Source organism: Fusobacterium sp., assembly GCF_029258315.1.
GTDB lineage: Bacteria > Fusobacteriota > Fusobacteriia > Fusobacteriales > Fusobacteriaceae > Fusobacterium_B.
In genome coordinates, this window is record NZ_JARHZE010000028.1 from 1 (window position 1) to 24756 (window position 24756).

Below are 24756 nucleotides of genomic sequence, written 5' to 3' on the forward strand. Positions count from 1 at the left end.
AGAAGCTATTCCTCCAGCTGCTTTTACTTTTACATCTTTACCAACATATTTTCTCATAAGAGCTACATCATCAAAAGTTGCTCCACCAGTTGAGAATCCAGTAGAAGTTTTAATGTATTCAGCTCCTGAATTAGTAACTATTTCACACATTTTTATTTTTTCTTCTTCAGTTAAAAGGCAAGTTTCGATTATAACTTTTAAAATTCTTCCTTCACAAGCTTTATGAATTTCTTTAATCTCATTTTCTACTAAATCGTATTTTTTATCTTTTAACCAACCGATATTGATAACCATATCAATCTCATCAGCTCCATTAGCAATAGCATCTTTAGTTTCAAAAACTTTAGTTGCTGTTGTACTATATCCTGTTGGGAAACCGATTACTGTACAAATAGGTAATTTATCTCCTACATATTCTTTAGCTGGTTTTACATATGAAGCAGGTATACAAGCTGAAGCTGCTTTATAGTGTATAGAATCATCTAAAACCTCTTTTATTTCAGCCCAAGTAGCTGTTTGACCTAATAAAGTGTGGTCAACTGTTGCAAACATTTTTTCTCTGTCCATTTTTTTCTCCTTATCTTATATTAATTTTTCAAGAATTGATGTACCAATTGTATTTTTTGGCATCTCTACTTCAAAGTTATCTGCTATTGTAGCCCCAATAACAGCAAAAGTATCCATTCTATCTAACAGACCACTACCCTTCATTGAAGGAGAGTAAGCTATAAATGGAACTCTCTCTCTTGTATGGTCAGTTCCACTATAAGTTGGATCATTTCCGTGATCCGCTGTTATTATTAATAAATCATCATCTTTTAATTCATTTAATAATACACCTAAATTTTTATCAAATTTTTCTAACTCTTCAGCATATCCAATAGGATTTCTTCTGTGTCCCCATAGAGCATCAAAGTCTACAAGGTTTACATAACAAAGTCCTTTGAAATCTTTTTTAGCTATTTCTATTGTTTGTTCCATTCCGTGAACAGAACTTTTTGATTTATGAGCCTCTGTAATTCCCTCTGTATCAAAAATATCATTTATTTTTCCAACAGAGATTACATCAAATCCATTGTCTTTTAATGCATTAAGTGCTGTTTCTCCATATGGTTTTAATGCATAGTCATGACGGTTGCTTGTACGTTTAAATTCACCTTTTTTCTTACCAACATATGGTCTTGCTATTATTCTTCCTACCTTCCATTCATCTCTTAAAGTAAGTTCTCTAGCAATCTCACAACATCTATAAAGTTCATCTAGTCCAAAAGTCTCCTCATTTCCACAAATTTGTAAAACTGAGTCAGCTGAAGTATAAACTATCATATTTCCAGTTCTGATTTCCTCTTCAGCAAGTTCATCTAAGATCTCTGTACCACTAGCACTTTTATTTCCAATTACCTTATGTCCAGTTCTTTTTTCAAGCTCCTCTATAAGTTCTTTTGGGAATCCTGTGTCAGTAAATGTTTGGAATGGTTTGTCTATATTAAGACCCATCATTTCCCAATGTCCTGTCATAGTATCTTTTCCAACACTTGTTTCATTTAATTCCATAAAATATCCAAGTGGTTTTTCAACTTTTGCTACATTTTTCATTGGGTGAAGATTTGCAATCCCTAATTTTTGAAGATTTGGAATATTAAATTTTTCAACAGACTCAGATATATGTCCTAAAGTGTCTACTCCAACATCTCCAAATTTTTTTGAATCTTCCATAGCTCCAATTCCTAAAGAATCTACAACTATTGTAAATATTCTATTATATTTTTTCATTTTAAACGTCCTTCTTTCTTTTAAGAATTAACAAAAAGTTTCTAGTGCTATCTTCATCATATTAACAAAAGCTGTTTGTCTCTCTTCTGCAGTTGTTTTCTTTTCAGAAGTAAATGAATCAGAAATTGTTAATAAACAAGCTGCATTTTTTCCTAAAACTTTTGCATTGTGGAAAAGTGCAAAACTTTCCATCTCTACACAAGCACAATCATGCTTATCTCTGATTTCTTTGTATATACTTTTTTCTGTATAGAATACATCACTTGAATGTATAGTTCTTAAATGTATTGGCATATTTAATCTTTCTGCTGCTTTTTCTATTTTTTCATTTAACTCTTCACTTGGATAAGTAGTATCTTTGTCATATCCATTTTGAGTTTTTGCAAAAGATGACTCACTCCAAGCACTTTTTGCTAATACTACATCATAAATATCTAAATCTTCTGCATATGATCCAGCTGATCCAACACGAATAATATTTTCTACTCCATATTGAGAATATAATTCATATGAGTATATTCCTATTGAAGGCATTCCCATTCCAGATGCCATAACTGTTATTTCTTGTCCTTTATATTCTCCTGTAAATGCAAGCATATTTCTTACAGAGTTTACAAGTCTTACATTAGTTAAAAATGTTTCTGCTATAAATTTTGCTCTTAATGGATCTCCAGGCATTAAAACATTTTTTGCTATTTCTCCAACTTTCGCTTGATTGTGTGGTGTTGCCATAATTATCTCCTCCTATAAGGAATCACTTGTAAATGCCATTGGCATAAGTTCTTCCATATTTGTTATTTTTACTTTGTCCCCAGTTCCCAATATAACTGGAGTATCTTTTTCTAAAAGCTCTACTAATACTTGTCTACAAGCTCCACAAGGTGTGATCAAAGTCCCACCTTGTCCAACTATTGCTATTCCTTCTATATCACTTTTACGATATCCATAAGAATATGCTTGAAATATAGCATTTCTTTCAGCACAGTTAGTAAGCCCATAAGAAGCATTTTCTACATTGGCTCCTAGAAAATATTTTCCATCTTTTGTTTTTACACATGCACCAACATGGAAATTTGAATATGGTGCATATGCATTCTCCATTGCTTCATAAGCTTTATCTAATATATCTTTATATTTTTCCATTGTCTATCTCCTTATTTTTTCAAATCATTTTCTGTTATTGATTTAACATTTGGAGTTCTTCCATCTTTTGACTTAGGAATAACAATTTTTCCTTCTTTTACAAGTTTAACAACTTCTTCGTGTTTAGCTTTATCCCAGTTATTTCCAATTATCTCCCAGTTTGTAGGATTGCTTGGTTGAATTTTTCCACCTTTTACATTTTTGATATAATCTCCAACTAACTCTCTAACTCCACCTAAGTTTCCTTTTACATCTATCTCTAAAACTTTTGGTAACTCTTCTCCCTCTTTATAGATCTCTCCATAACTTAATAGATGAGTATTTACACGATAGTTATTAACTGCCACTACAAATTTATCAGTGTCTTTTACCTCTTTACCAGTCTTAGACCATTTTAGATTTTTTATTCTATTTCCTGGTTCTTTAGAAATATCTATTTGATAATCTACACCTGAGAACATATCATAATTGAATCCTCTTATATTTTCATTAAATGATATAGTTAAATCTCCTGGTTTATAAGTATTATAATATGAAGCTGACCACTCCATAAATTGTTTTAATTGTTTTCCTGTCATTTCTAATTTATATAATGTATTACCATATTTATAAATTAATGCTGTATCACTTTTCTTTATTTTTCCAGGCTCTAAGTTTGCATCAACATTAAATAATGCTGCTGCTGAAACATCAGCTCCTGTATAATAAGTTTGAACTTCATTTATAAAATCTATAAGTGCAGTAGGTTGAATTTGTGCTTGTGGTATTCCCTCTATTTCATTTTTTGGAGCAAGATTTCCACCAGTTAATTCCCCTATTATAATATTAGCTTCTTTTAAAGCTCTTTGATGATATGGTTCTAATTTTTTAGAAACCTCTTTGTCTGGCTCATAGTCAGCTATCTTTATACTTTCAGCTTTTCTGTCAACAATTTTATATTTGTCTCCATCTTTTTCAAGTATGATATTAACTTTTGCCATACTTACAGCACTATTTTTATTTTCTACTATTAATACATCATTAACATATGCTTTTTCTACTAATTTGTGTTCATGAGCTGCCACAATTAAATCTACTTCTGGGCAAGCTTTAGCAAGGTCGTTTACTCCTGAGTTAGGAACACCATATTCGTTTTCCTCTCCCATATGAGTTACTACCATAAGGATATCTACCTTACCTCTTAATTCTTTTACTATTTTTTTAGTTTCTTCAACAGGATCTGTTACTATATAATCTTTTAAATTTACGCTATCCCATTTAGTAATATTTGGAGTACACATTCCTATAATTCCAATTTTTACTCCATTTTTTTCCATTATTGTATAGCTGTCAGCAAACTTACTTCCATCTTGATTATATAAGTTTCCTATTAAAGGTTTTGCTTTAAATTGTTTCATTATGTTTCTTAAATTATCCACACCAAAGTTAAATTCGTGGTTTCCAATAGCCCACACATCATAACCTATTTCATTCATACCAAGAACCATTGGATGAATTTTATCTTTGAAAAATAATTCTGCATAGTTGTCCTGAATTGTATCTCCAGCATCAACTACAATTGTATTTTCATTTCTATATTTTTTTACAGCAGTGGCTATTTGAGCTACACTTCCACTTTTGCTCTCTTCGTTTATAGCATAATCATATGGATAAAATTTTCCGTGTAAATCACTTGTTGCAAGGATCTGTATATCAATCTCCTCTCCAAAAACATTTACAGTTGATAAAATTGATAAAGCTCCTGAAAGTAAAAACAATTTAAATTTATTTCCCATAAACACTCCTTTTATATAATTAAGTTTTTAATTAAATAGCTGTTATAATTCCTACTATTATAGCACTTAGAAGACTTACTACAAATCCACCTATCATAGCTTTAAATACAAGTCTTGATAATACATTTTTCTTTTCTGGACAAAGAGCTGATATTCCAGCTATACATATTCCCATACTAGAAATATTAGCAAATCCTGCTAAAGATATTGATAAGATTAATCCTGTTCTCTCTCCTAATTGAGAAATTACTTTTCCTAACTCTTCAAAAGCAACAAACTCATTTAGAACTAATTTACTTCCTAAAAGTTGTCCTGCAAATAGAGCATCATTTCCTGAAAGTCCCATCATATATCCAAGTGGAGAGAAAACATATGCAAACAATTTCTCTAAGCTAAGTCCATCAAATCCAACCATAGAACCAACACCTGAAAGAATTCCATTGATTAAAGATACAAGTCCTATTATAGCTATTAAAGATGCTCCAATTGCTAAAGCTGATGCCATACCATTCATAGCTCCTTCAGTAACAGCTTCAATTAAGTTTTCACTTCCAGCTTTGTTATCTATTTTTACATCTTCTATTTCCTTAACTGTTTCTAATTCAGGATAAATTATTTTTGATACTGCTATACTTCCCATTGGAACCAATGTACAAGCTATTAAAAGATGTTCCATTGGTATACCTAAAGCTACATATCCTCCAATAATAGTTGCTGACATACTTCCCATTCCAGAAACAAGAACAACCATTACTTCACTTTCTGTCATTCTTCCTAAATATTTACTAACAAGTATAGGACTTTCAGTTTGTCCAAGGAACATATTTGCAACAGCAACGAAACTTTCTACATGAGAAGTTCCTAAAACTTTTCCAACACCTTTTCCGATTACTTTTACAATAAATCCTAAAACTCCTAAATAATATAATCCACCAACTAATGAAGATAAGAATATTATATTTCCAAGAACTTGAGTTGCAAAAATAAATCCTGTTGGAGCATTTGCCATTCCAAGACTACCAAACACAAATCCTATACCATTTTTTCCATAATCTAGTACCTGTGTTACTACCTCTGAAACTTTTGATACAACAAATTTTCCTAAAGGGAATTTAACTAATAAAAACGCAATTATAAATTGAGCTATCATTGCTTTTATTATTATCTCTTTTTTTATTGATTTTCTATCCTTTGATATTAATACCATAGCTGCTAAAACTATGATTATTCCTAACACACTTGTTAAAATTGTTCTCATTTATCTATTTTCCTCTCCTGATTTATTTTTTATTTATTATTTCTCAGATTCTTTATCTGCTTTTATTAAGTTACGAATTGCTTCTACTGTTAATTTTATTGCCGCTTCTGTATCATGAATAACTGGATTTTCAAGTCCTAATTTTTCTCTTTCTTGGTTTGCAACAACTAAGAATGATGATCCAACACGAACTCTTAAATAATCTCCTACTATAAATAGAGCTGCTGATTCCATCTCAGATGCTTTACATCCCATTCTTTTCCAAGCTTCCCATTTAGCTTCTAATTCATAACTAACTGGTTTTGTTGATGGCTCATGTTGTCCATAGAATGAATCTTTACATTCTACAACTCCAACGTGATAAGTTGCTTTTAGAGTTTTAGCTGCTTGAACTAAAGCATTTGTTACATCTAAGTTTGCTACTGATGGATATTCTATTGGAGCATATTCTTTACTTGTTCCTTCCATACGAACGGCTCCAGTTGCAATAACTAAATCTCCACCCATAATTTCTGTTTGCATTCCTCCACAAGTTCCTACTCTTAAGAATGTGTCTGCTCCTGATTTTACAAGTTCTTCTAAGGCTATTGCTGCTGATGGTCCTCCAATTCCTGTTGAAGTAACACTAACTTTTACTCCGTCTAAGTATCCTGTATAAGTAACATATTCTCTGTTGTCTGCTACTAATTTTGCATCATCAAAGTGTCTAGCTATTTTTTCACAACGTTTAGGATCTCCAGGTAATATAACATATCTTCCTACATCTCCTTTTCTTAATCCAATGTGATATTGTAATCCTTCTTCAGCGTATTTCATTTTAATACCTCCTCAGTTTTCTTTCTTGTCTACTATTATTTTATGATTGTCTAATAACTTGTCTATAACATATAGTATCACATGAACCTTTTTTATGTCAATTATTTTTTTGAGTTTTTTACTTTTGATTATTGATTATTTTGTTCTATTTTTAAGACGATTATTTTTAAAATTAGACATAAAAAAAGAGGATTTTGTTTTTAATCCCCTTGATTTTTTATTTTCTTTTTCTTTCTATTACAATATTGCTATATTCAATAGGTATGTAATGCTTGTTATGTAGCACTGGATATTTATTTTTATAATACAAAGTTTCACCTAATAAACAAAATTTATCTGTATTTGATAAAGTTTTCATTGAAGAAAAATTTCCAGCTGTTGAAAAGTTCAATTTAATAGATGAATGTCTAGCTTTTTCATAAACCTCTTTCTCCAAAAATTCTACAAACTTATCTTTATTATTTAGATCTATTTTCTCTTCCACTACTGTTTCAATAGGTATAATTGTCAAAGTATAAGCTATTACTTTTCCTTTCATCTTATACCATCTATCAACAAAAACCACAACTGGAGATTTTCTCTCTAATACTTTACTTGTATAATCTGTTGACGGCTCAATTTTAAATTCTAATTCAACTTCATCTATTTTTTCAGTTATACTAGTATAGACAGGATGATCTAAAACTTCTAAACCTTTTTCCCAAGATATCCCGGATTTTACTATAAAATTTCCTTTCCCACGAATATTCTTTACCATTCCGTCTTCTTGTAAAAGAGCTAGTGCTTGTCTTAAAGTCATTCTACTAACTCCCATTATTTTTGCCAATTCTGGCTCTGATGGTAATTTTGTTTCTTGGGAAAACTCCCCCTCTTTTATCATTGCAAAAAGTTTATCATAAACAGCCACACATCTAGGCAATTTTTTATTGCCATTTATAAATTCCTCAATTCTTTCTTCCATCGTTATACACCTTTTTTATAATTTTTGTATTTTTATTATACATTAACATTGAAAACTTTTCAAGTAAAACTTGTCTAATTTTATACAAATTTATAAAGATTTTTTTTAACTTTTAAAATATCTTAGATAATTACAATGATTTATAACAATTTTTTATCTCTCTTAATTAATTTGTTGTCTAAAATTTTTTTAATTAATAATAGTCTTTTAAAGAAAAACTATTATTTTTTTCTATTTTTTAATCAAATTTATCTTTTTATTAATTTTATTTCTAAAATATATAAATAAAATATTTAAATCTTTCTTATTTTTACCATCTCTTTTTAGATTTTTAATTTCTAAATATTAGATTTCTCACAAAAAATAAAAAAAACTAAATTCTTTTAAAATTATTTTACCCAATCTTTTTTATTTTTATATTTTTTAATAATTTTTATAAAAAGTAATTATAATTTTTCTAGCAATAAAAAAAGGTCGCCTTATTTAGCAACCTTTTTATTTATCCTATTTAAATTTAGGGAAGTATCTAGTATGTAATAACTCGTGAGCTTTACGGCTTAATGGATAATCTAGATATTGTCTATAAAACTCTTTTACAGATTCATTTTCGTGAGATCTTCTGATTGGAAGACTCTTATCTATATTATTAAGTCCTTCTGCTCTTTTCTTTAATACTTCTAATTTCTTAAGTGCTTTCGGTTGTCCTCCACCACCGATACATCCACCTTTACAAGCCATGATTTCGATAGCATGGAAGAATTCTTCTCCAGCTCTTATCTTATCTAGCATTTTTGCTGTTTCTTCAAGTCCGTGAGAGATTCCTATTCTTAAATCTAAGTCTCCTACTTTTATTTCAGCTATTCTGAATCCGTCCCATCCTCTTAGCTCTTCAAATTCTACATTTTCTAATCTTTGACCAGTTATAGACTCAACAGCAGTTCTTGTTGCAGCCTCGATAACTCCTCCAGTTCTTCCGAATATTATTCCAGCTCCAGAGTATTCTCCTAATGGATTATCAAAATCTTCATCTTCAAGTTCTTTTAAATCTATATTTAATTGTTTGAATAATTTTATTAATTCTCTTGTAGTGATTACTACGTCAGTATCATAATTGTCCCCTCTTGAGAACTCTTCTCTTGATGCTTCATATTTTTTAGCAAGACAAGGCATAATAGCTACTACTGATACTTGCTCTCTTGAAAGTCCTACACTCTTAGCCCATAAATCTTTTGCAACAGTTGAGAATATTTCCATTGGAGATTTTACTGATGATGGTACATCTAACATATCTGGATAATTTTGCTCAAAGAATTTTATCCAAGCTGGACAACAAGATGTTAGTATTGGAAGTTTTACATCTTTATCCCCAGCAGCAAATTTTTCTAATCTTTCTTGGAATTCTTTAGCTTCTTCCATTATTGTTAGGTCAGCAGCCCAGCTTGTATCAAATACATAGTCTATTCCGATAGCTTTTAAAGCTGAAACTAATTTTTTCTCAACGTTTTCTCCAGCCTCATAACCAAAAGCCTCTCCGATAGCAACTCTTACTGCTGGTGCTATTTGAGCTACAACTATTTTATTAGGAGTAGCAATATCTCTTAATAATTGAGTTGTGTGATCTCCTTCAAATATAGCTCCTACTGGACAAGCTACAACACATTGACCACAGTGAGTACATTTTTCATTATCTATTGTGTGTTTTTGTTTTATTGATCCAGAGATACAATGTACTGGACAAACTCTTGCACAAGCTGTACATCCTATACATTTATCTGTAATTTTAAATTTTAACATTTGGATACATTGTCCTGCTGGACAAACTTTATTTTCAATATGCTCTTCAAATTCATGGTAGAATTTTTCAATTGATTCTATAACAAGATTTCTTTTTCTTTTTAAAGTATCTCTCATTATTCCACAAAGATGTCTTAAAAGGAATAAATCTCTCATATTTCCTTTTCCTTTAGAAATTCTGTCAAGAACTCTCCAAGAACGTTTCATTTCCTCTTCAACTCTTGAATACTCTAAATAACCTCTTCTTTGTAAGTTAGCTAATAGATATTCTAAATAGAATTTTGAGAAAGAAACCATACAATCTTCCTCTGATAATATTATAATATTTCTTGTAGAACCATCTTCAAATAAATCTAAATCAATAGGTTTGTCTAAATAATCATCTAAAACTAAATTTCTAAATGGTAATCCAAATTGTGCTGCTTTAAATTGTTTGTGTCCAACAATTCCTCCAGCCATCTCAATTAAATCTGCTAAAGTTGTTGTTTCTAGTATTTCATATACTCCTGGTTTTGTAACCATTCCTGAAATAGCCACTACATTTTTCCCTTGTTTTAAAGCTTTTTTCAATTCTGTTCCTGCAACATTACAGAAGATTGAACCTACAGAAGATAAACTTATTATCTCTTGCCCGTGATTGTGTTCGAACATCTTTCCTCCTAAGACTTTATAAAAAATTTATTGTTAAATTAAAATTAATCCATCGAAATTTAATCATTTTAAAAAAAATTAATTTTTTTCTTTTCAAAATGCTAATTTCTTGTTATATTATTATATATAAAAAAACAAATTTTTGCAACTAAAAATTTACATTTGTTAAGAATAATTTAATATTTTTTCGTGAAGTATTAATTTTTAACCATATCTGCCTTTTTATTTTTTAATTTCTTTTATTTAAATGTATTTTTTTGTTGTATAATATTATAAAAAAAGGAGGAAAAAAGATAAGTTTTTTATCTTTATTAACATTTTATGAAAAAAGAGATTTTTATTAATAAATTATTTGAAAAAGCTAGTAAAAATGGAATAGAGGAATTTGAAGTTTATTTTCTTTCAAATCTTAACTATTCAATTAAAGTTTACCAAAATAAAATAGATAATTTTACCAATAATCAAAATCAAGGAATATCCTTCAGAGGAAAAATAAATGGAAAGATGGGGTATTCTTACTCTGAATCTTTTGAAGAAGATGATATTGATTTTCTTATAGCTCAAGTTTTAGAAAATGCAAGTTGTATAGAAACTGTTGATGAACAGTTTATTTTTTCTGAAAAAGAAAACTATAAAGAGATTACAACATATTCACCACTATTAAATAATATAGATATTGAAGAAGTTAAAGAGTTTTTATTCTCTATGGAAAAATATGCCCTTTCCCTTGATGAAAGAGTTAAAAAGGTAAATTTCTGTTCTTTCTCTCTTGGAGAAAGTGAAAAAATTATAAAAAACTCAAGTGGACTTTCTCTCTCTTCTAAAGAAAATATTTGTTACACTTATTTAAGTGTTGTAGCTCAGGATAAAGAGATTATAAAAACAGGTTCTGATTTTATGATAGGACAAGATTTTTCTAAGTTTGATTATAAAAAAATAGCAAAAACTGCTGTTGATGAGGCCATTTCAAAATTTAATATAACTTGTGAAAAAATAGATCCAAAAATCTGTGTTATAGAAAACTTAGCTTTCTCTTCTCTTTTAGGAGCTATGAGTAATATTTTTTCTGCTGATGCTGTACAAAAAAATATTTCAAAACTTAAGGGAAAATTAAATACTAAAGTTGCCTCAAATATATTCACTTTAATAGATAATCCCCATTTAGAAAATGGTTTTGGAAACTCTGCCTTTGATGATGAGGGAGTTCCTACTATGTATAAAGAGATTATTGAAAATGGTAATCTAAAAACATATCTATATAACTTAAAAACTGCTAACAAAGATGGAGTAAAATCAACTGGAAATGCTATGAAAGGAAGTTATAAAGGAACTATTGGAACTTCTGCTTTTAATCTTTATGTAAAACCTAGAGAAAAATCTTTTGAAGAATTAACATCCAATATTGAAGAGGGTGTTCTTATAACTGATTTTGCTGGACTTCACTCTGGTCTTAATAGTATATCTGGAGATTTCTCTTTAGCTGGAGAGGGATTTATAATCAAAAATGGTAAAGTTGACAAAGCTTTAAATCAAATAACAATAGCTGGAAACTTCTTTGAACTTTTAGAAAATATTGAAGATATTGGAAATGATTTAAAATTCTCCCTATCTTCTGTTGGATCTCCATCTATAAAAGTAAGCGGACTAAAAATTGTAGTTGATTAATTTTTCAAAATCCTACATTATTATATTATAATTTTCAAAAAAACAGAAGAGACTACCTCTTCTGTTTTTTATTTTATATTATTCTAAAATCTATAATTTATACCTAAAATTGCTACGCTATTTAATTCTTTTTCAAATCTAACTTCATAACTCATATAAATATTCCAATTTTCCTCTTCTTTATTTTATCGTATAAATTTAAACTTAATTTATTTTTACTTATAAAATCTATTCTTTACTTTTGAAATATTAATAATTAAACTATATTTTTTATAATTAATTTCTAAAAACATATCTTTTTTTATTTTTTATTTTATCTTCGAGATTTTCAAAAAAATTAATAAAATATAAACTTAACCTAAATAATAAAAATAATTTTTTTATTTATGCCTTTCAATTTCCCAGCTCATTATAGTTCTTATTATTACTATTAATAAAACTAAAATTATATTTTTCAAATCTCTTAAAATTATTGTGTCAATAATATCTGCCACTATTAAGAACTGTAAGCCCACCAAAATATATTTTTCCATTCCTATCTTTATGGCTTTTTCTAAAGTTATTTTTGGAGTTGTTGTAAATAATAAAAATATACTTTTTAAAAATCCATAGCAAATAGTTCCGATTGATAAAGCAGTAAAAAAGAATGACAAAATTTCTAAAAATTCTTTAAATAAAATCTCACTCATTTTATAAACTTCTCCCACATTCTCCCCCCTTTTTTTTATCTTCCTATACTTTAATTATAATTCTTTCTATTAAAAAATCAAAATTATTTTATAAAAAAGAGTTATAAATTGGTAGAATCAAAACTACCAATTTATAACCCTCATATAATTTTTATCTATCAATCATTTATATTTTTAGGAACACCAAACAAATATGTTATTATAAATCCTGCAAGATAAGATATAAGTAAACCTATGAAATAATATAATATTTTTCCAGGTACTACTAATGGAATTGCAGTAATTCCTGCTGGTCCAAATGCTATTGTTTGTACTTTCATCATAGCTAAGAAAGCTCCACCAAATCCACCAGCTATTGAGGCAGTTATAAATGGTTTACCTAATGGTAAAGTTACCCCGTATAACATTGGTTCTCCAATTCCTAATATTGCTACTGGCATAGCTGATCTAATTATATTTCTTAATTTTTCATTTTTCTTAGCTTTTACATATATTGCAGCTGCTGCTCCAATCTGTCCTCCACCTGCCATACATAATATTGGGAATAATGATATTGCTCCTGTTTGAGTTAACTGTACCATATAAAATGGAATCAATCCGTGATGTAATCCAACCATTAATAATGGTAAAAAACTCATTGCTAAAATAAATCCACCAATTATTGCCATCGGTCCTTCACTCATAATAAAGAATGAAAATACTTTGATTATTATATCAGATACAAAACCTGCAAAAGGCATTATTACAAATATTGTTAATGTTCCAACAATAAGTAAAGATAATGTTGATGTTAAAATAGTATCTAAAAAGTCTGGAATAACCGTTCTCAATTTTTTCTCAACAAATGCTAAAATTGCAACTCCTAAAATTATTCCAATCACTCCACCTTTTCCTGGAATTAATATACTATTTAGAGGTATCTCTGAATTATATAATCCTAAAACATTTGAAAAAATATTTATATTTGGACTTAATGTTATAGCACCAATTACTCCTCCTAATGCTGGAGTAGCTCCAAATTCATTAGCTGCATTTATCCCTACAAAAATAGCAAAATATCCAAATAGTCCACTTGCTAAAGTTTGAAAGAAAGTTATCCATAAAGGTAATTCTTTTATCCCTTGAACTGTATATACATTTTGAAAATATCCAGCTATTCCATTTAAAAGTCCTGCTCCTATAATGGCTGGAATTAATGGTACAAATATATTTGCTAAACTTTTTAATATTCTTGATAATCTTCCTTGTTTTTTCTTTATCTCCTCTTTATTTTTTACCCAATCTTCATTAAAATTATTTTTTAAATCACATTGATTTCTCATTTCATCAGCAATTTTTTTACTTTTTCCCGGTCCAACTACAAGTTGAAGAGTATCATCCTCGATAACTCTCATTATATAATCAGAATTTTTTAATTCTTCAAAATTAACTTTTTCTTGATCCTTTACATTTAATCTTAATCTTGTCATACAATTATTTATAACAAGGATATTTTCTTTTCCACCCAAATTTTTAATTATTTCTTGTGCTACTTTAGATATGTCCATTTTAAAACCCCCTTTATTTTAGCTACTTATTTAAATCTATTTTTCTAATAAATCCATTTGCATTTTTTAAAGTTTCTTCTGCTACCTCCTTTGAACAATTTAATAATACCATTATTATTGCCAATTTTACATTGTTATTACATTCTTTTAAAGTTTCTTCTGCTTTTTCAGATGAACAACCTGTAATTTGCACGATATTATTTTTTGCTCTCTCTAGTAATTTTATATTAGTTATTTTTAAATCCACCATTAAATTTTCATAAACTTTTCCTACACCAGTCATTGATGCTGTACTAATCATATTTAAAATTAACTTTTGGGCAGTTCCAGCTTTTAGTCTTGTTGATCCTGTTAAAACTTCTGGTCCAACTTCTACATCTATTGCTAAATCTGAAATTTCACCAATTTTACTATTTTTATTACAAGCTATGGAAAAAGTTTTACAGCCTAATGATTTTGCATATTTTAATCCACCAATACAATATGGTGTTCTTCCAGAGGCAGCCACTGCACAAACAATATCATTTTTTGTTAGATTAATTTTTTTCAATTCCTCTACTGCTAATTCTTCTGAATCCTCTGCTCCCTCTTGAGCCTCCACAAAAGCTTTTTCTCCTCCAGCTATAAGTCCAATAACTTGATTTTTCGATACTCCAAATGTTGGTGGACACTCAACTGAATCTAAAACTCCTAGTCTTCCACTTGTTCCAGCTCCGATATATATTAATCTTCCTTGATTATTAAATGTTTCTATTACCCATTTAACTGCAATTTCTACTTGTGGTAAAACTTTTTCTACACTATATGCTACTGTTTTATCTTCTTCATTCATAAGTTTTAATAAATCTAATGTTGACATTGTATCCATATTCATACTTTTTTTATTTCTTGTTTCAGTTGCTTTATTTTTTAAAATATTCTCCATAATTTTCTCCCTTTTAAATATGTTTTATTAAGTTCCTACTCTCTTTTATGTAATTTTTTGTATTTTTATAATCTTTTTGAGTTAATCTTAAAAAGATTATATCATTTATTATTAGTTGAGCCATTCTTGAAGATATGGCTGAACTTCTAAGAATATTCTCTTCAGATATTATTTTTAAATTAAAATCACTTAAACTAGCTACAGTATTTTTTTCTATTGATGTTATTGAAAGTACTTTTATATTTTTATTCTTAGCTTTTTTTATCACATCAATTACGTCTTCTGTTTCACCTCTATGAGAAATAGCAATTACCATATCATTACTATCCATAGTAGCTAATTTCATCAGTTGCATATGAGGACTTTCATAGTGTAAAGCATCTATTTTTATCTTCATAAATTTTATTTCTAAATCCTTTGCTACTATTGAAGACATACCTGAACCTATAATTAATATTTTTTTGCTCTTTTTTATCTCTTCTATAACATCTTCCATATATTTATAATTTATATTACCAACTGTTTTTTCCAAAGCTTTTATTGTTTCGTTTAAAGTTTTGTTTGAAACCTCTTCTAAAGAGTCATCTAAATATATTTGATCATGTATTCTCTCTTTATTTTTATACAACCTATCATTCTCTATCTCTTTGCTTAGTTGTATCTTAAATTCTCCATATTTATTAAACCCTAATTTTTTTATAAATTTTATAATTGAAGATTGTCCTACTCCAATTTTTAATGCTAATTCTACTGAAGTTAAATTTAAAATTTCTTTCATATTTTTTAATATATAAACTCCTATTTCACTTTCCTTTGGAGTCATATCTTTCTTTAAAGAAACAATAAGTTTTTTTATCATATATATCATTCTCCTTTTTTTTATAATATAATATCTTTTTCAATTTGTCAAGAATATTTTATTCTTATTTTTCCATCTTTTTAAGAATATTTTATTCTTGAGTTAATATTTTTTAATTTTATAATATAAAATATAATTTAATTACAATAGAAAAGAGTGCTACATTCTCATAGCACTCTCTTACTTTCTATGCTTTATTAATTAAAAGATTTTTCTTTCCAACAGAAAGCATAAGTTTTATTCTATTTATCTGATTTACCTCTGAGTAAGCTGGATCGTAATCAATAGAAACAATATTTGAATGGGAATAAGTTTCCTTAAGTTTTTTAATCATTCCCTTACCTGTTATATGGTTAGGTAGGCAACCAAAAGGTTGAACACAAACTATATTTGGTACATCATGCTCTATAAGTTCTATCATCTCACCTAGCAAGAACCACCCTTCACCAGATTGGTGTCCAATTGAAATAAATCTAGAAGTTTTATCTGCCACTTTTCCTATAAAGTTTTCTTTCTTAAACCTCTCACTTCTAGCCAAAGCTCTATTTACAAATCCTGTATAAAATCCTGTTATTGCCAAAGCTGCTTTAGTGTGTAGGGTAGCAACCTTTCCCTTAAATCTTTCTTTTAAAAATTTCTCACTATAAATACAATAGTTTATAAAACTCATAAGGCTTGAAGTTCTTGCCTCTCCCCCTTCACTTTCTATAAAGTCAACAAGGTAGTTATTAGCAAAAGGGCTAAATTTTACAAGGATTTCTCCTACAACTCCAACTTTTATTTTTTCTATCTTTTCTACATCTATAAATGAAAATTCATCTACAATTTGATTTAAATTTTTTCTAAACTCTAAAATTTTTCCATTTCTTATATTTGGTTTTACATCTTCATACCATCTTTCAAAAATCTTATTTGTTAACCCCTTTATTTTTTCATAAGGTCTTATATGGTAAAGAAGTTTCATTAAAATATCTCCATAGGAAACAGCCATCAGAGTTTTATGTATAAGTTTTGGTGTTAATTTAAATCCCTCTTGTTTTTCATATCCCACGGCATTTAATGAAAGTACTGGAACATTTGCAAATCCACTATCTCTTAAAGCCTTTTTCAAAAATCCAATATAGTTTGTAGCACGACAACTTCCACCAGTCTGAGAAATCATAACTGCAGTTTTTTCAACATTGTATTTTCCAGATTTTAATGCTTGTATCAACTCACCAATAACTAAAATAGACGGATAACAAGCATCATTATTTACATATTGAAGTCCTGTATTAAGTGCCTCTTTTGTTTCCTCTAAAATTTCCAATCTATATCCTTCTGATTTAAAAGCATCTTTTATAAGTCCAAAATGAATTGGGGACATTTGAGGGGCTAATATTGTATATTCTTCTTTCATTTTTTTAGTAAAGATATTTTTTCTATATTCAATTTTCTTTTTAACTATTTTTTTAATAGCTTTTTTCTTATCAGCTAGGGCAGCCAAAAGACTTCTTATTCTTATTTTTACAGCTCCCATATTGCTAACTTCATCTATTTTTAAAATTGTATGAACTTTTCCATAGTTTGATAATATCTCTTCCACTTGATCAGTCGTTACAGCATCCAATCCACAACTGAAACTATTAAGTTCTATCAATTCTAAGTTTTGATGTTTTCCAACAAAGGTTGCAGCTCTATAAAGTCTTGAGTGGTAAGTCCATTGGTCAATTACCCTAAGCCCATCTTCTAACTCTGTAAGACTTGCAACGGCATCTCCTGTTAAAACTGCAATTCCAAAAGAGTTTATCATATTTGGTATTCCGTGATGTATCTCTTTATCATTATGATAAGGTCTACCACAAACAACTATTCCAGTCTTTCCAGTTTTTTCAAGATAATCCATAATTTCTAGAGCTTTATTTCTCATATCTTTTCTAAAATTATATCTCTCTTCCCAAGCTGCATCAACTGCTAACTCAGCCTCTTTTTTGGTAACTCCAAACTTTTCAAACTCCTCAAATACAGTTTTACTTAAAACTTTTTTATCAGCCATTGAGAAAAATGGTATCAACATCTCAATATTTTTCTCTTTTAAAATATCCATATTATTTTTTAAAACTTCTGGATAAGAGATTACTATTGGACAGTTAAATTGATTTTGTGCCTTATTATCCTCTTTTTCCTCATAGATAACACAAGGATAAAAAATTCTTTTTACACCTTTTTCTATAAGGTTAACTATATGTCCGTGAGTCATTTTAGCTGGATAACAAATTGAATCTGAAGTTATTGTGTCCATTCCCTTTTCATAGATTTTTTTAGATGAGTCATCTGAAATTATAACTCTAAATCCAAGTTTTGTAAGAAGAGTAAACCAGAATGGGTATGAGTCATAAATATTTAAAACTCTAGGAATACCTATCTCTCCTCTTATAGCTTTTGATGGCTCAAGAGGTGTGTAATTAAATACCCTATTATATTTATACTCAAACATATTTGGTACATCTTCTTTTTTCACATTTCCAAGAGGTCTTTCACATCTATTTCCAGAGATAAATCTCTCTCCATTTTTAAATTTATGGATTGTTAAAAGACAATTATTTCCACAAATTCCACATCTAGTTAAATTTGTATTTGTAGAAAATCCATTTATATCCTGTTTTGATAGAAGAGAGGATCTTACAAGATTATTTTCTTTAGAATACTCTTTAGCTATAAGGCTAGCTCCGAAAGCTCCCATAAGTCCTGCTATATTTGGTCTTATTACATCTCTTTCAGAGATAAGTTCAAAGGCTCTAAGTACAGAGTTATTTAAAAATGTTCCCCCTTGAACAACTATTTTTTGTCCAAGCTCCTCTTTATTTTTCATTTTTATAACTTTGAAAAGTGTATTTTTTACCACTGAATATGAAAGTCCAGCAGATATATCTCCAACATCAGCTCCATCTTTTTGAGCCTGTTTAACTTTTGAGTTCATAAACACAGTACATCTAGTTCCTAAATCAGCTGGAGTTTTTGCCTCCATTCCAAGTTTTGCAAATTCCTCTATCTTAAGTCCAAGACTTCCAGCAAAAGTTTCTAAGAAAGATCCACAACCTGATGAACAAGCCTCATTTAAAAGTATTGAGTTTATAACTCCGTCCTTTATCTTTAGACATTTCATATCCTGCCCACCTATATCCAAAATAAAATCCACATCAGGTGAAAAATATTTTGCCCCTCTATAATGAGCCATTGTTTCTACAACTCCAACATCTACTTTTAAAGCTGTTTTTATTAAATTTTCTCCATATCCAGTTACACAAGAACCTTTTATTATAATTTTATCTGAAAGTTTATCATATAAATCTCTTAAATTTTTTAAAATATTATCCAAAGGATTTCCTTTATTATGTGAATAGTGAGAATAAAGTATCTCATTATTTTCAGAAACAAGAACTAATTTTATAGTTGTTGATCCTGCATCTATTCCCAAATATGCATTACCTGAATAATTTTCTATATCAATATTTTCTACTTTTTCTTTATCGTGTCTTTCAAAAAATTCTTTTTTCTCATCTTCATTTTCAAATAAAGGCGGTAAAGTCATTGTTTCAGATACACCTTTTTTATCTAGAAGTAAGACTTTATCCTTTAATTCTTCCAAAGAAAATTCTCTTTTATTTTCTCTTGATAAAATACAAGCTCCCTCTGCCACAAAAAGTTGAGAGTTTTCTGGAAAAATTATATCCTCTTTCTGAAGTTTTAAAGTTTCTATAAATCTTTTTCTAAGTTCACTTAAAAAGAAAAGAGGTCCTCCAAGAAAAGCTACCTTTCCAGTAATCTTTTTTCCACAAGCTAGACCTGTAATCGTTTGATTTACAACAGCCTGAAAAACTGAAACTGCAATGTTTTCTTTTTTGACCCCTTCATTTACTAATGGTTGAATATCTGTTTTAGCAAAGACTCCACATCTTGATGCTATCGGATAGATTGTGTCATAATTTTTGGCCAATTCATTTAAGCCTTTAGCATCTGTATCTAGTAAAGATGCTATCTGATCCACAAAAGCCCCTGTTCCACCAGCACAACTTCCATTCATTCTCTGTTCCATATCATTTTTTAGATATGTTATCTTAGCATCCTCTCCACCTAGTTCAATGGCTACATCTGTTTCAGGAATTACTGTTTCAATAGCTTTTATACAAGCAATAACCTCCTGAACAAAATCTACATCAATCCACTTTGCCACTCCAAGCCCACCAGAACCTGTGATATTTATCTTAAAGCAAATATCCCTACCAAATTCTTTTTCAATGTAAGCAAAAAAATCTTCAAAAAGTTTTTTTGAAGTTTCTCTCACATTGGAAAAATGCCTTTCATAAACAGAGTATAAAATATTGTTCTCCTCATCTAGACAAACAATTTTTACAGTTGTTGAACCTATATCAGTTCCTAAAAATAATTTTTTCATTAGACAGTTCTCCTTGTATATAAGATTTTATTTAATTGTGATTAATAAATAAAATCTTTTTAAATTCGGAGTATCCGTCTTTTATCTCTATCCAAGATCGAATAGAAAGGATTTATTCTCTCTACCCTCTCTGTTATTTTTACTACTACCTCTAGTTCAAAAAATTCTTTCATAACATCTATAAAATGTGGTAAAGTATCACACTCTATAAATTTTTCTAAAATTTTTACCCTAGATATCCTCATTCCTAAATAGTTAGAAGAACTTGATGAGTTATTAAGAAAAATTGTACTTTCTTTTTTATATCTAGAATTTGTATGAGTTCTATTACTAAAGTTAAAACTTTTAACAAAAACTATCATAACAAAAGAAACTATAAAAAACATTAGATATATAGCTATTCTTTTCTCTTTTGCTTTCATCTCACCCTCCTAATCTTTAGATTTAATTATCTGAATTATACACTATTTTATAAAAAAAATCAATCAAGTAAATTTGTCTAATAATAAAAAAATCATAGGATAATTTTATTTTCACCTATGATTTTCTGCCTATTATTTATTTGTTTTTTTAGCAAGCATAACCAAAGGAATTAAAAATAAAATTAAAATTCCACTTCCAATTATTATATCATTTACTCCCATAATAGCTGACTGTTCTGTGATTATATTATTTATCATAACAATTTTATCTTGAAAACTTCCACCTACATTATTTATATATGATATAAAATTTGGATTTCCACTATTTATTGCGGACACCATATCTTGATGATGAACTGCCATTCTATGATTCCAAAAATTTACTGAAAGAGAGGTACCAAAAGTATTTCCTATATTTCTCATAAAATTATAAAGTCCCGATGCTCCTGCCATATCCTCATCTGGAATTTCAGAAAGTGTTATTGTATTTAGTGGCAAAAAGAAAAATCCTAAACCTATTCCAGAAAGTAGTCTTGAGAAAGCAATATATCCAGAGGTTACATCTGGAGTATAATTTCCTGTTAAAAGTGCAGAACCTGTAAAAAATATAAATCCAAAAATAACAACTTTTCTAGCATCTAATCTATTAAGTTGAGTTCCCAAAATCGGAGCTATCAACATTATTGCTAATCCTAAAGTTGAAGTTGTGAGTCCACTTTGAAAAGCTGTATATCCCATAAAATTTTGGAGCCATAAAGGAATTACCACAACAGATGAAAAAAATGCTGCACTCCCTATTGATATACTTAAAGCTCCAATAGTAAAATTTCTATTTAAAAAGAATCTTATATTTATCATTGGATCTTTATGGTACCACTCCCAAATAACTAAGAGGGTGATAAATACAAAAGAGAGTATTCCAAGTACAACTATAAATTTACTTGAAAACCAATCCAAATCATTCCCTTTATCAAGCATAATTTGTAGTGAGGCTATACCAACACTTAAAAATATCAATCCCAATATATCTATTGGTTGTTTTTCTGTTTTATCTTTGTAACCTTTCTTTTTAAAAATATAATATACAACAAGAGTTGATAGTATTCCAAAAGGCACATTTATATAAAAACATACTCTCCAAGAAAATGAATCTGTTATCCACCCACCAATCACCGGTCCTAAAACAGGTGCTAAAATTATTGTCATAGACCATATTCCAAGAGCTATTGATTTTTTATCTTTAGGGTAAAAACTCATCATCAATGTTTGAGAAAGGGGGATCATACTAGCTCCAACTATTCCTTGAAGAACTCTTGCAAAAAGTAAAAATCCAAAACTAAAACTTATTCCACAAAGTACACTGGCTATTGTAAAAAAAAGTGTGGCAAAAATGTATTGTCTTACTATTCCAAATCTTTTTGTAAGCCAACCTATAAGAGGGAGAAAAATAGCTTCTGAAACACCGTAGGATGTGATAACCCAAGTCCCTTGAGTTGGAGCCACTGCAAAATCTCCAGCTATATGTGAAAGAGATACATTTACAATGGTACTATCAAGGACGTTCATAAAAGAACCTATGGATAAGGCAATGGTTACTATTATTAATTCTAATGATATTCCCATATCAACCTCCTATTTTCCAATATTACTTTTTATGATTTTATCAATCTCTTCATTCATCTTAGTTTCATCTATTTTATAAAGAGTTGATTCCTCTTTTTTATATGGGATTATACTTTTATTTATTTTATCTACATCAATTTTAACTATCATAGAACTTCCAATGGGAACACTTCCATTTTCGTTTAAACTTTTCTCATCAAAAACTATACGAACAGGGATTCTCTGAACTATCTTTATCCAGTTACCTGTGGCATTTTGTGCTGGTATCAAAGATAATGCACTTCCAGTCCCTGCTGAAATTCCTTGGATATATCCTCTATATATTTTTTCATTCACATCACTTTTAAGTTTCACAAAATCCCCAACTTTTATTTTTCTCATATGAGTTTCTTTCAGATTTGCATCTACCCATATATTTTTTAAGTTTATAATTGTTAAAAGTTCTTGAGATGGATTTACCTGTTGCCCTAAAAATACTGATTTTTTTACAACCTTTCCACTTTCTGGTGCATAAACCTTAGTTCTCATAAGATTGACATAGGCATTTTTATATGCAGCGATAGCTTTTTGTACATCTGGATGATTATATATAGAACTACTTTCCACTTGAATTTTTGCATTTGCTAGAATTTTTTTGCTTTGATTTAAAGAGGCTATCGCCATTTGAAGATTATTTTTACTTGTTTCATATTGTAGTTTGCTTATAAGCCCAGCCTTATATGATGACTCGTCCATACTAAAATCTGTTCTAGCTTTTCTTAATTGACTTTCTCTTGAGATTATTTCATCTTCTACCTGTCCAACATTTGAAAAAAGATTTGAATAAACACGAACTGCTTTTCCTAAATCAGCCCCAGCATTTTCAAGGGCTATTTTATAATCTGTATCATCTATCACTGCTATAAGTTGTCCCTTTTCTACCTCTTGGGTATTTTCTACAAAAACACCTTTTATACGCCCAGCCACTTGAGAGGTAACAACATTTTGGCTACTATTTACATAGGCATTTTCTGTTTCTACATATTTTCTACCATAGGCTAACCAATAAAGTCCAAAACAACTTCCGATCACTATTAATATAGCTATAAATATTGACATTTTTTTCATAGCCTCTTTATTCTCTACAATTTTTTCTTTTTTTATTTCCTCATTATTTTTTATATCTTTATTCTCATTCATATTTCTATCTCCTATTTTTTATATACTCCGCCAACTGCTTTTATAAAATCTAGCTGTTGAATATAAAATTTAAAATGATCTTGTTTATTTAAAAGACTTTTATTCATAAAATTATATCTATCTAAAAGATAATTGTATTCTGATATAGTCCCAATATTAAGTCTTTTTTTATTTTCATCTAATATTTTCTTTTCATTTAAAATATTTATATCTGAATTTAATAGAGAGTTTTCTAAAGTTTTTACTGTATAAATCTCATTTCCTATTTCATTATAGGCATTTATAACTGCTTTATTATACTCTTCAATAAATATATTTAAATCTATTCCTGCTATTTTATAATTACTTCTTATGCTTCCTTGATGAAATATTGGTAGGTATAGGCTAGGACCTATAAATCCTAAAAGTGAATTTTTTTCTAAAAGGGTATTAAGGTTAAGGGATTGTAATCCTATCCCTCCATTGATTGTGAATTGTGGGTAAAAATCGGCTTTGGCAGATTTGAGATGTTCTTTTTGTGCTTCTATAAGCATTAAATAATATTTTATATCTGGTCTTTCCACTACAACATCTGAATTTATACTCTGTGGAATTTTAATCTTTCCTTCAAAACTTTCTTCCATATTTTTTTTATCTGTTGTTAAAAGACTTTTTATCTCCTCTATTTTTTTATTTCCCGAAAGTAAATTTAAATTATTGATTGTTATATCTTGATTCATTTTATTTTCAGCTATAATTGAATCTAAAACTCTTAAATTATTTTCTATTGTCAGATAATTTTCTTCTATTCCCGTTCCTATATTTATAGATTCCCTATAAAGATTTTTTATCCTTGCTAAAATCTCTCTTTGTTCTCTAAGGTTTCCCTCTTCCTCTTGTAAATATTTCCAATAAATATAAAGTTTCGTAGTCCTTTCTGCTATATTAAGCTCTATCCATTTGGAATTTATCTTAATAGCCTCCGACTTATATCTCTGTTCCTCTGAAAGAGATTTAAATTTATTAAAAATATCCACATTATAACTTGATTGTAAACCGAGGCTACTCATATTATAAATTTTCCCTCCAAGTGGTGGTGGCTCTATTCCATTTTTGGTTATCCTCTCTCTTTTAAAATTTCCTGTAAAATCAAGATGAAATCCCTCTTGAGATTTTACTAAGTTTATAGCCTCTGTGGATTTTTCCATATTTAACCAAGCTATTTTTAAATCACTGTTTTCTGAAAGAATTAATTTTATAAG

The 24756-nt window shown here is 28.9% G+C and carries 19 protein-coding genes; 1 reads left to right on the forward strand and 18 read right to left on the reverse strand.

What is annotated here, in order from left to right; genetic code table 11:
• From deoC to Q1J48_RS02035, 9 genes are all read right to left on the reverse strand, one after another.
• A partial coding sequence (gene deoC, locus Q1J48_RS01995) for a deoxyribose-phosphate aldolase (protein ID WP_300360774.1) occupies positions 1 to 567 on the reverse strand: 567 nt, incomplete at its 3' end.
• Between the two features lie 15 nt (positions 568 to 582).
• Positions 583 to 1773, reverse strand: coding sequence for a phosphopentomutase (locus Q1J48_RS02000; RefSeq protein ID WP_300331814.1), 1191 nt, complete (start codon positions 1771 to 1773; stop codon positions 583 to 585).
• Between the two features lie 27 nt (positions 1774 to 1800).
• Positions 1801 to 2505 (reverse strand): purine-nucleoside phosphorylase, encoded by a 705-nt coding sequence (deoD, locus tag Q1J48_RS02005; protein ID WP_300331811.1) that lies wholly within the window; start codon positions 2503 to 2505, stop codon positions 1801 to 1803.
• 12 nt (positions 2506 to 2517) lie between these two features.
• On the reverse strand, positions 2518 to 2916 hold the full coding sequence (cdd, locus tag Q1J48_RS02010; protein WP_300331808.1) for a cytidine deaminase: 399 nt from the start codon (positions 2914 to 2916) through the stop codon (positions 2518 to 2520).
• An 11-nt stretch (positions 2917 to 2927) separates the two neighbouring features.
• On the reverse strand, positions 2928 to 4691 hold the full coding sequence (locus Q1J48_RS02015) for a 5'-nucleotidase C-terminal domain-containing protein (RefSeq protein WP_300360777.1): 1764 nt from the start codon (positions 4689 to 4691) through the stop codon (positions 2928 to 2930).
• Between the two features lie 31 nt (positions 4692 to 4722).
• Positions 4723 to 5949 carry a NupC/NupG family nucleoside CNT transporter gene (locus tag Q1J48_RS02020; protein ID WP_300331802.1) on the reverse strand — a complete coding sequence of 409 codons (1227 nt, stop codon included), beginning with the start codon at positions 5947 to 5949 and terminating at the stop codon, positions 4723 to 4725.
• A gap of 36 nt (positions 5950 to 5985) precedes the next feature.
• Positions 5986 to 6765, reverse strand: a complete 780-nt coding sequence (udp, locus tag Q1J48_RS02025) for a uridine phosphorylase (RefSeq protein WP_300331800.1) — start codon at positions 6763 to 6765, stop codon at positions 5986 to 5988.
• Positions 6766 to 6982: 217 nt separating this feature from the next.
• Positions 6983 to 7726: a GntR family transcriptional regulator gene (locus Q1J48_RS02030; RefSeq protein ID WP_300331797.1), complete on the reverse strand. Its 744-nt coding sequence runs from the start codon at positions 7724 to 7726 to the stop codon at positions 6983 to 6985.
• Between the two features lie 504 nt (positions 7727 to 8230).
• Positions 8231 to 10171, reverse strand: a complete 1941-nt coding sequence (locus tag Q1J48_RS02035; protein WP_300331933.1) for a [FeFe] hydrogenase, group A — start codon at positions 10169 to 10171, stop codon at positions 8231 to 8233.
• 321 nt (positions 10172 to 10492) lie between these two features.
• Between Q1J48_RS02035 and Q1J48_RS02040 the strand changes: the two genes are divergently transcribed.
• Positions 10493 to 11836 carry a TldD/PmbA family protein gene (locus Q1J48_RS02040; protein ID WP_300360780.1) on the forward strand — a complete coding sequence of 448 codons (1344 nt, stop codon included), beginning with the start codon at positions 10493 to 10495 and terminating at the stop codon, positions 11834 to 11836.
• Positions 11837 to 12216: 380 nt separating this feature from the next.
• Here Q1J48_RS02040 and Q1J48_RS02045 read toward each other — a convergent pair whose 3' ends face one another.
• The 9 genes from Q1J48_RS02045 to Q1J48_RS02085 form a co-directional block, all read right to left on the reverse strand.
• Entirely contained in the window at positions 12217 to 12543 is a 327-nt protein-coding gene (locus tag Q1J48_RS02045; protein WP_300331930.1) for a DUF1622 domain-containing protein, read from the reverse strand.
• 140 nt (positions 12544 to 12683) lie between these two features.
• Positions 12684 to 14072 (reverse strand): PTS transporter subunit EIIC, encoded by a 1389-nt coding sequence (locus Q1J48_RS02050; protein WP_300360783.1) that lies wholly within the window; start codon positions 14070 to 14072, stop codon positions 12684 to 12686.
• Between the two features lie 22 nt (positions 14073 to 14094).
• Positions 14095 to 14997: an N-acetylmuramic acid 6-phosphate etherase gene (murQ, locus tag Q1J48_RS02055; RefSeq protein ID WP_300360785.1), complete on the reverse strand. Its 903-nt coding sequence runs from the start codon at positions 14995 to 14997 to the stop codon at positions 14095 to 14097.
• Between the two features lie 13 nt (positions 14998 to 15010).
• Positions 15011 to 15856: a MurR/RpiR family transcriptional regulator gene (locus tag Q1J48_RS02060; RefSeq protein WP_300360788.1), complete on the reverse strand. Its 846-nt coding sequence runs from the start codon at positions 15854 to 15856 to the stop codon at positions 15011 to 15013.
• Positions 15857 to 16043: 187 nt separating this feature from the next.
• Complete coding sequence (locus tag Q1J48_RS02065; RefSeq protein ID WP_300360790.1) at positions 16044 to 20291, reverse strand: 2-hydroxyacyl-CoA dehydratase; 4248 nt, start codon at positions 20289 to 20291, stop codon at positions 16044 to 16046.
• Between the two features lie 59 nt (positions 20292 to 20350).
• Complete coding sequence (locus tag Q1J48_RS02070; RefSeq protein ID WP_300331915.1) at positions 20351 to 20713, reverse strand: hypothetical protein; 363 nt, start codon at positions 20711 to 20713, stop codon at positions 20351 to 20353.
• Between the two features lie 132 nt (positions 20714 to 20845).
• The gene (locus tag Q1J48_RS02075) at positions 20846 to 22336 is read right to left on the reverse strand and encodes a DHA2 family efflux MFS transporter permease subunit (RefSeq protein WP_300360792.1); all 1491 of its coding nucleotides are present in this window, start codon (positions 22334 to 22336) and stop codon (positions 20846 to 20848) included.
• 9 nt (positions 22337 to 22345) lie between these two features.
• A complete protein-coding gene (locus Q1J48_RS02080; RefSeq protein ID WP_300360794.1) occupies positions 22346 to 23515 on the reverse strand; it encodes an HlyD family secretion protein in 1170 nt (389 codons plus the stop codon).
• A gap of 11 nt (positions 23516 to 23526) precedes the next feature.
• Positions 23527 to 24756 (reverse strand): TolC family protein (locus tag Q1J48_RS02085; RefSeq protein WP_300360798.1); only part of this gene is annotated, 1230 nt, incomplete at its 5' end.

Coding starts and splice junctions, on each gene's coding strand:
- Q1J48_RS02080 (WP_300360794.1), bottom strand. CDS start 23,515: ATGAATGAGAATAAAGATATAAAAAATAATGAGGAAATAAAAAAAGAA.
- Q1J48_RS02015 (WP_300360777.1), bottom strand. CDS start 4,691: ATGGGAAATAAATTTAAATTGTTTTTACTTTCAGGAGCTTTATCAATT.
- deoD (WP_300331811.1), bottom strand. CDS start 2,505: ATGGCAACACCACACAATCAAGCGAAAGTTGGAGAAATAGCAAAAAAT.
- Q1J48_RS02070 (WP_300331915.1), bottom strand. CDS start 20,713: ATGAAAGCAAAAGAGAAAAGAATAGCTATATATCTAATGTTTTTTATA.
- Q1J48_RS02040 (WP_300360780.1), top strand. CDS start 10,493: ATGAAAAAAGAGATTTTTATTAATAAATTATTTGAAAAAGCTAGTAAA.
- Q1J48_RS02050 (WP_300360783.1), bottom strand. CDS start 14,072: ATGGACATATCTAAAGTAGCACAAGAAATAATTAAAAATTTGGGTGGA.
- udp (WP_300331800.1), bottom strand. CDS start 6,765: ATGAAATACGCTGAAGAAGGATTACAATATCACATTGGATTAAGAAAA.
- Q1J48_RS02000 (WP_300331814.1), bottom strand. CDS start 1,773: ATGAAAAAATATAATAGAATATTTACAATAGTTGTAGATTCTTTAGGA.
- murQ (WP_300360785.1), bottom strand. CDS start 14,997: ATGGAGAATATTTTAAAAAATAAAGCAACTGAAACAAGAAATAAAAAA.
- Q1J48_RS02035 (WP_300331933.1), bottom strand. CDS start 10,171: ATGTTCGAACACAATCACGGGCAAGAGATAATAAGTTTATCTTCTGTA.
- Q1J48_RS02065 (WP_300360790.1), bottom strand. CDS start 20,291: ATGAAAAAATTATTTTTAGGAACTGATATAGGTTCAACAACTGTAAAA.
- cdd (WP_300331808.1), bottom strand. CDS start 2,916: ATGGAAAAATATAAAGATATATTAGATAAAGCTTATGAAGCAATGGAG.
- Q1J48_RS02075 (WP_300360792.1), bottom strand. CDS start 22,336: ATGGGAATATCATTAGAATTAATAATAGTAACCATTGCCTTATCCATA.
- Q1J48_RS02060 (WP_300360788.1), bottom strand. CDS start 15,856: ATGATAAAAAAACTTATTGTTTCTTTAAAGAAAGATATGACTCCAAAG.
- Q1J48_RS02020 (WP_300331802.1), bottom strand. CDS start 5,949: ATGAGAACAATTTTAACAAGTGTGTTAGGAATAATCATAGTTTTAGCA.
- Q1J48_RS02030 (WP_300331797.1), bottom strand. CDS start 7,726: ATGGAAGAAAGAATTGAGGAATTTATAAATGGCAATAAAAAATTGCCT.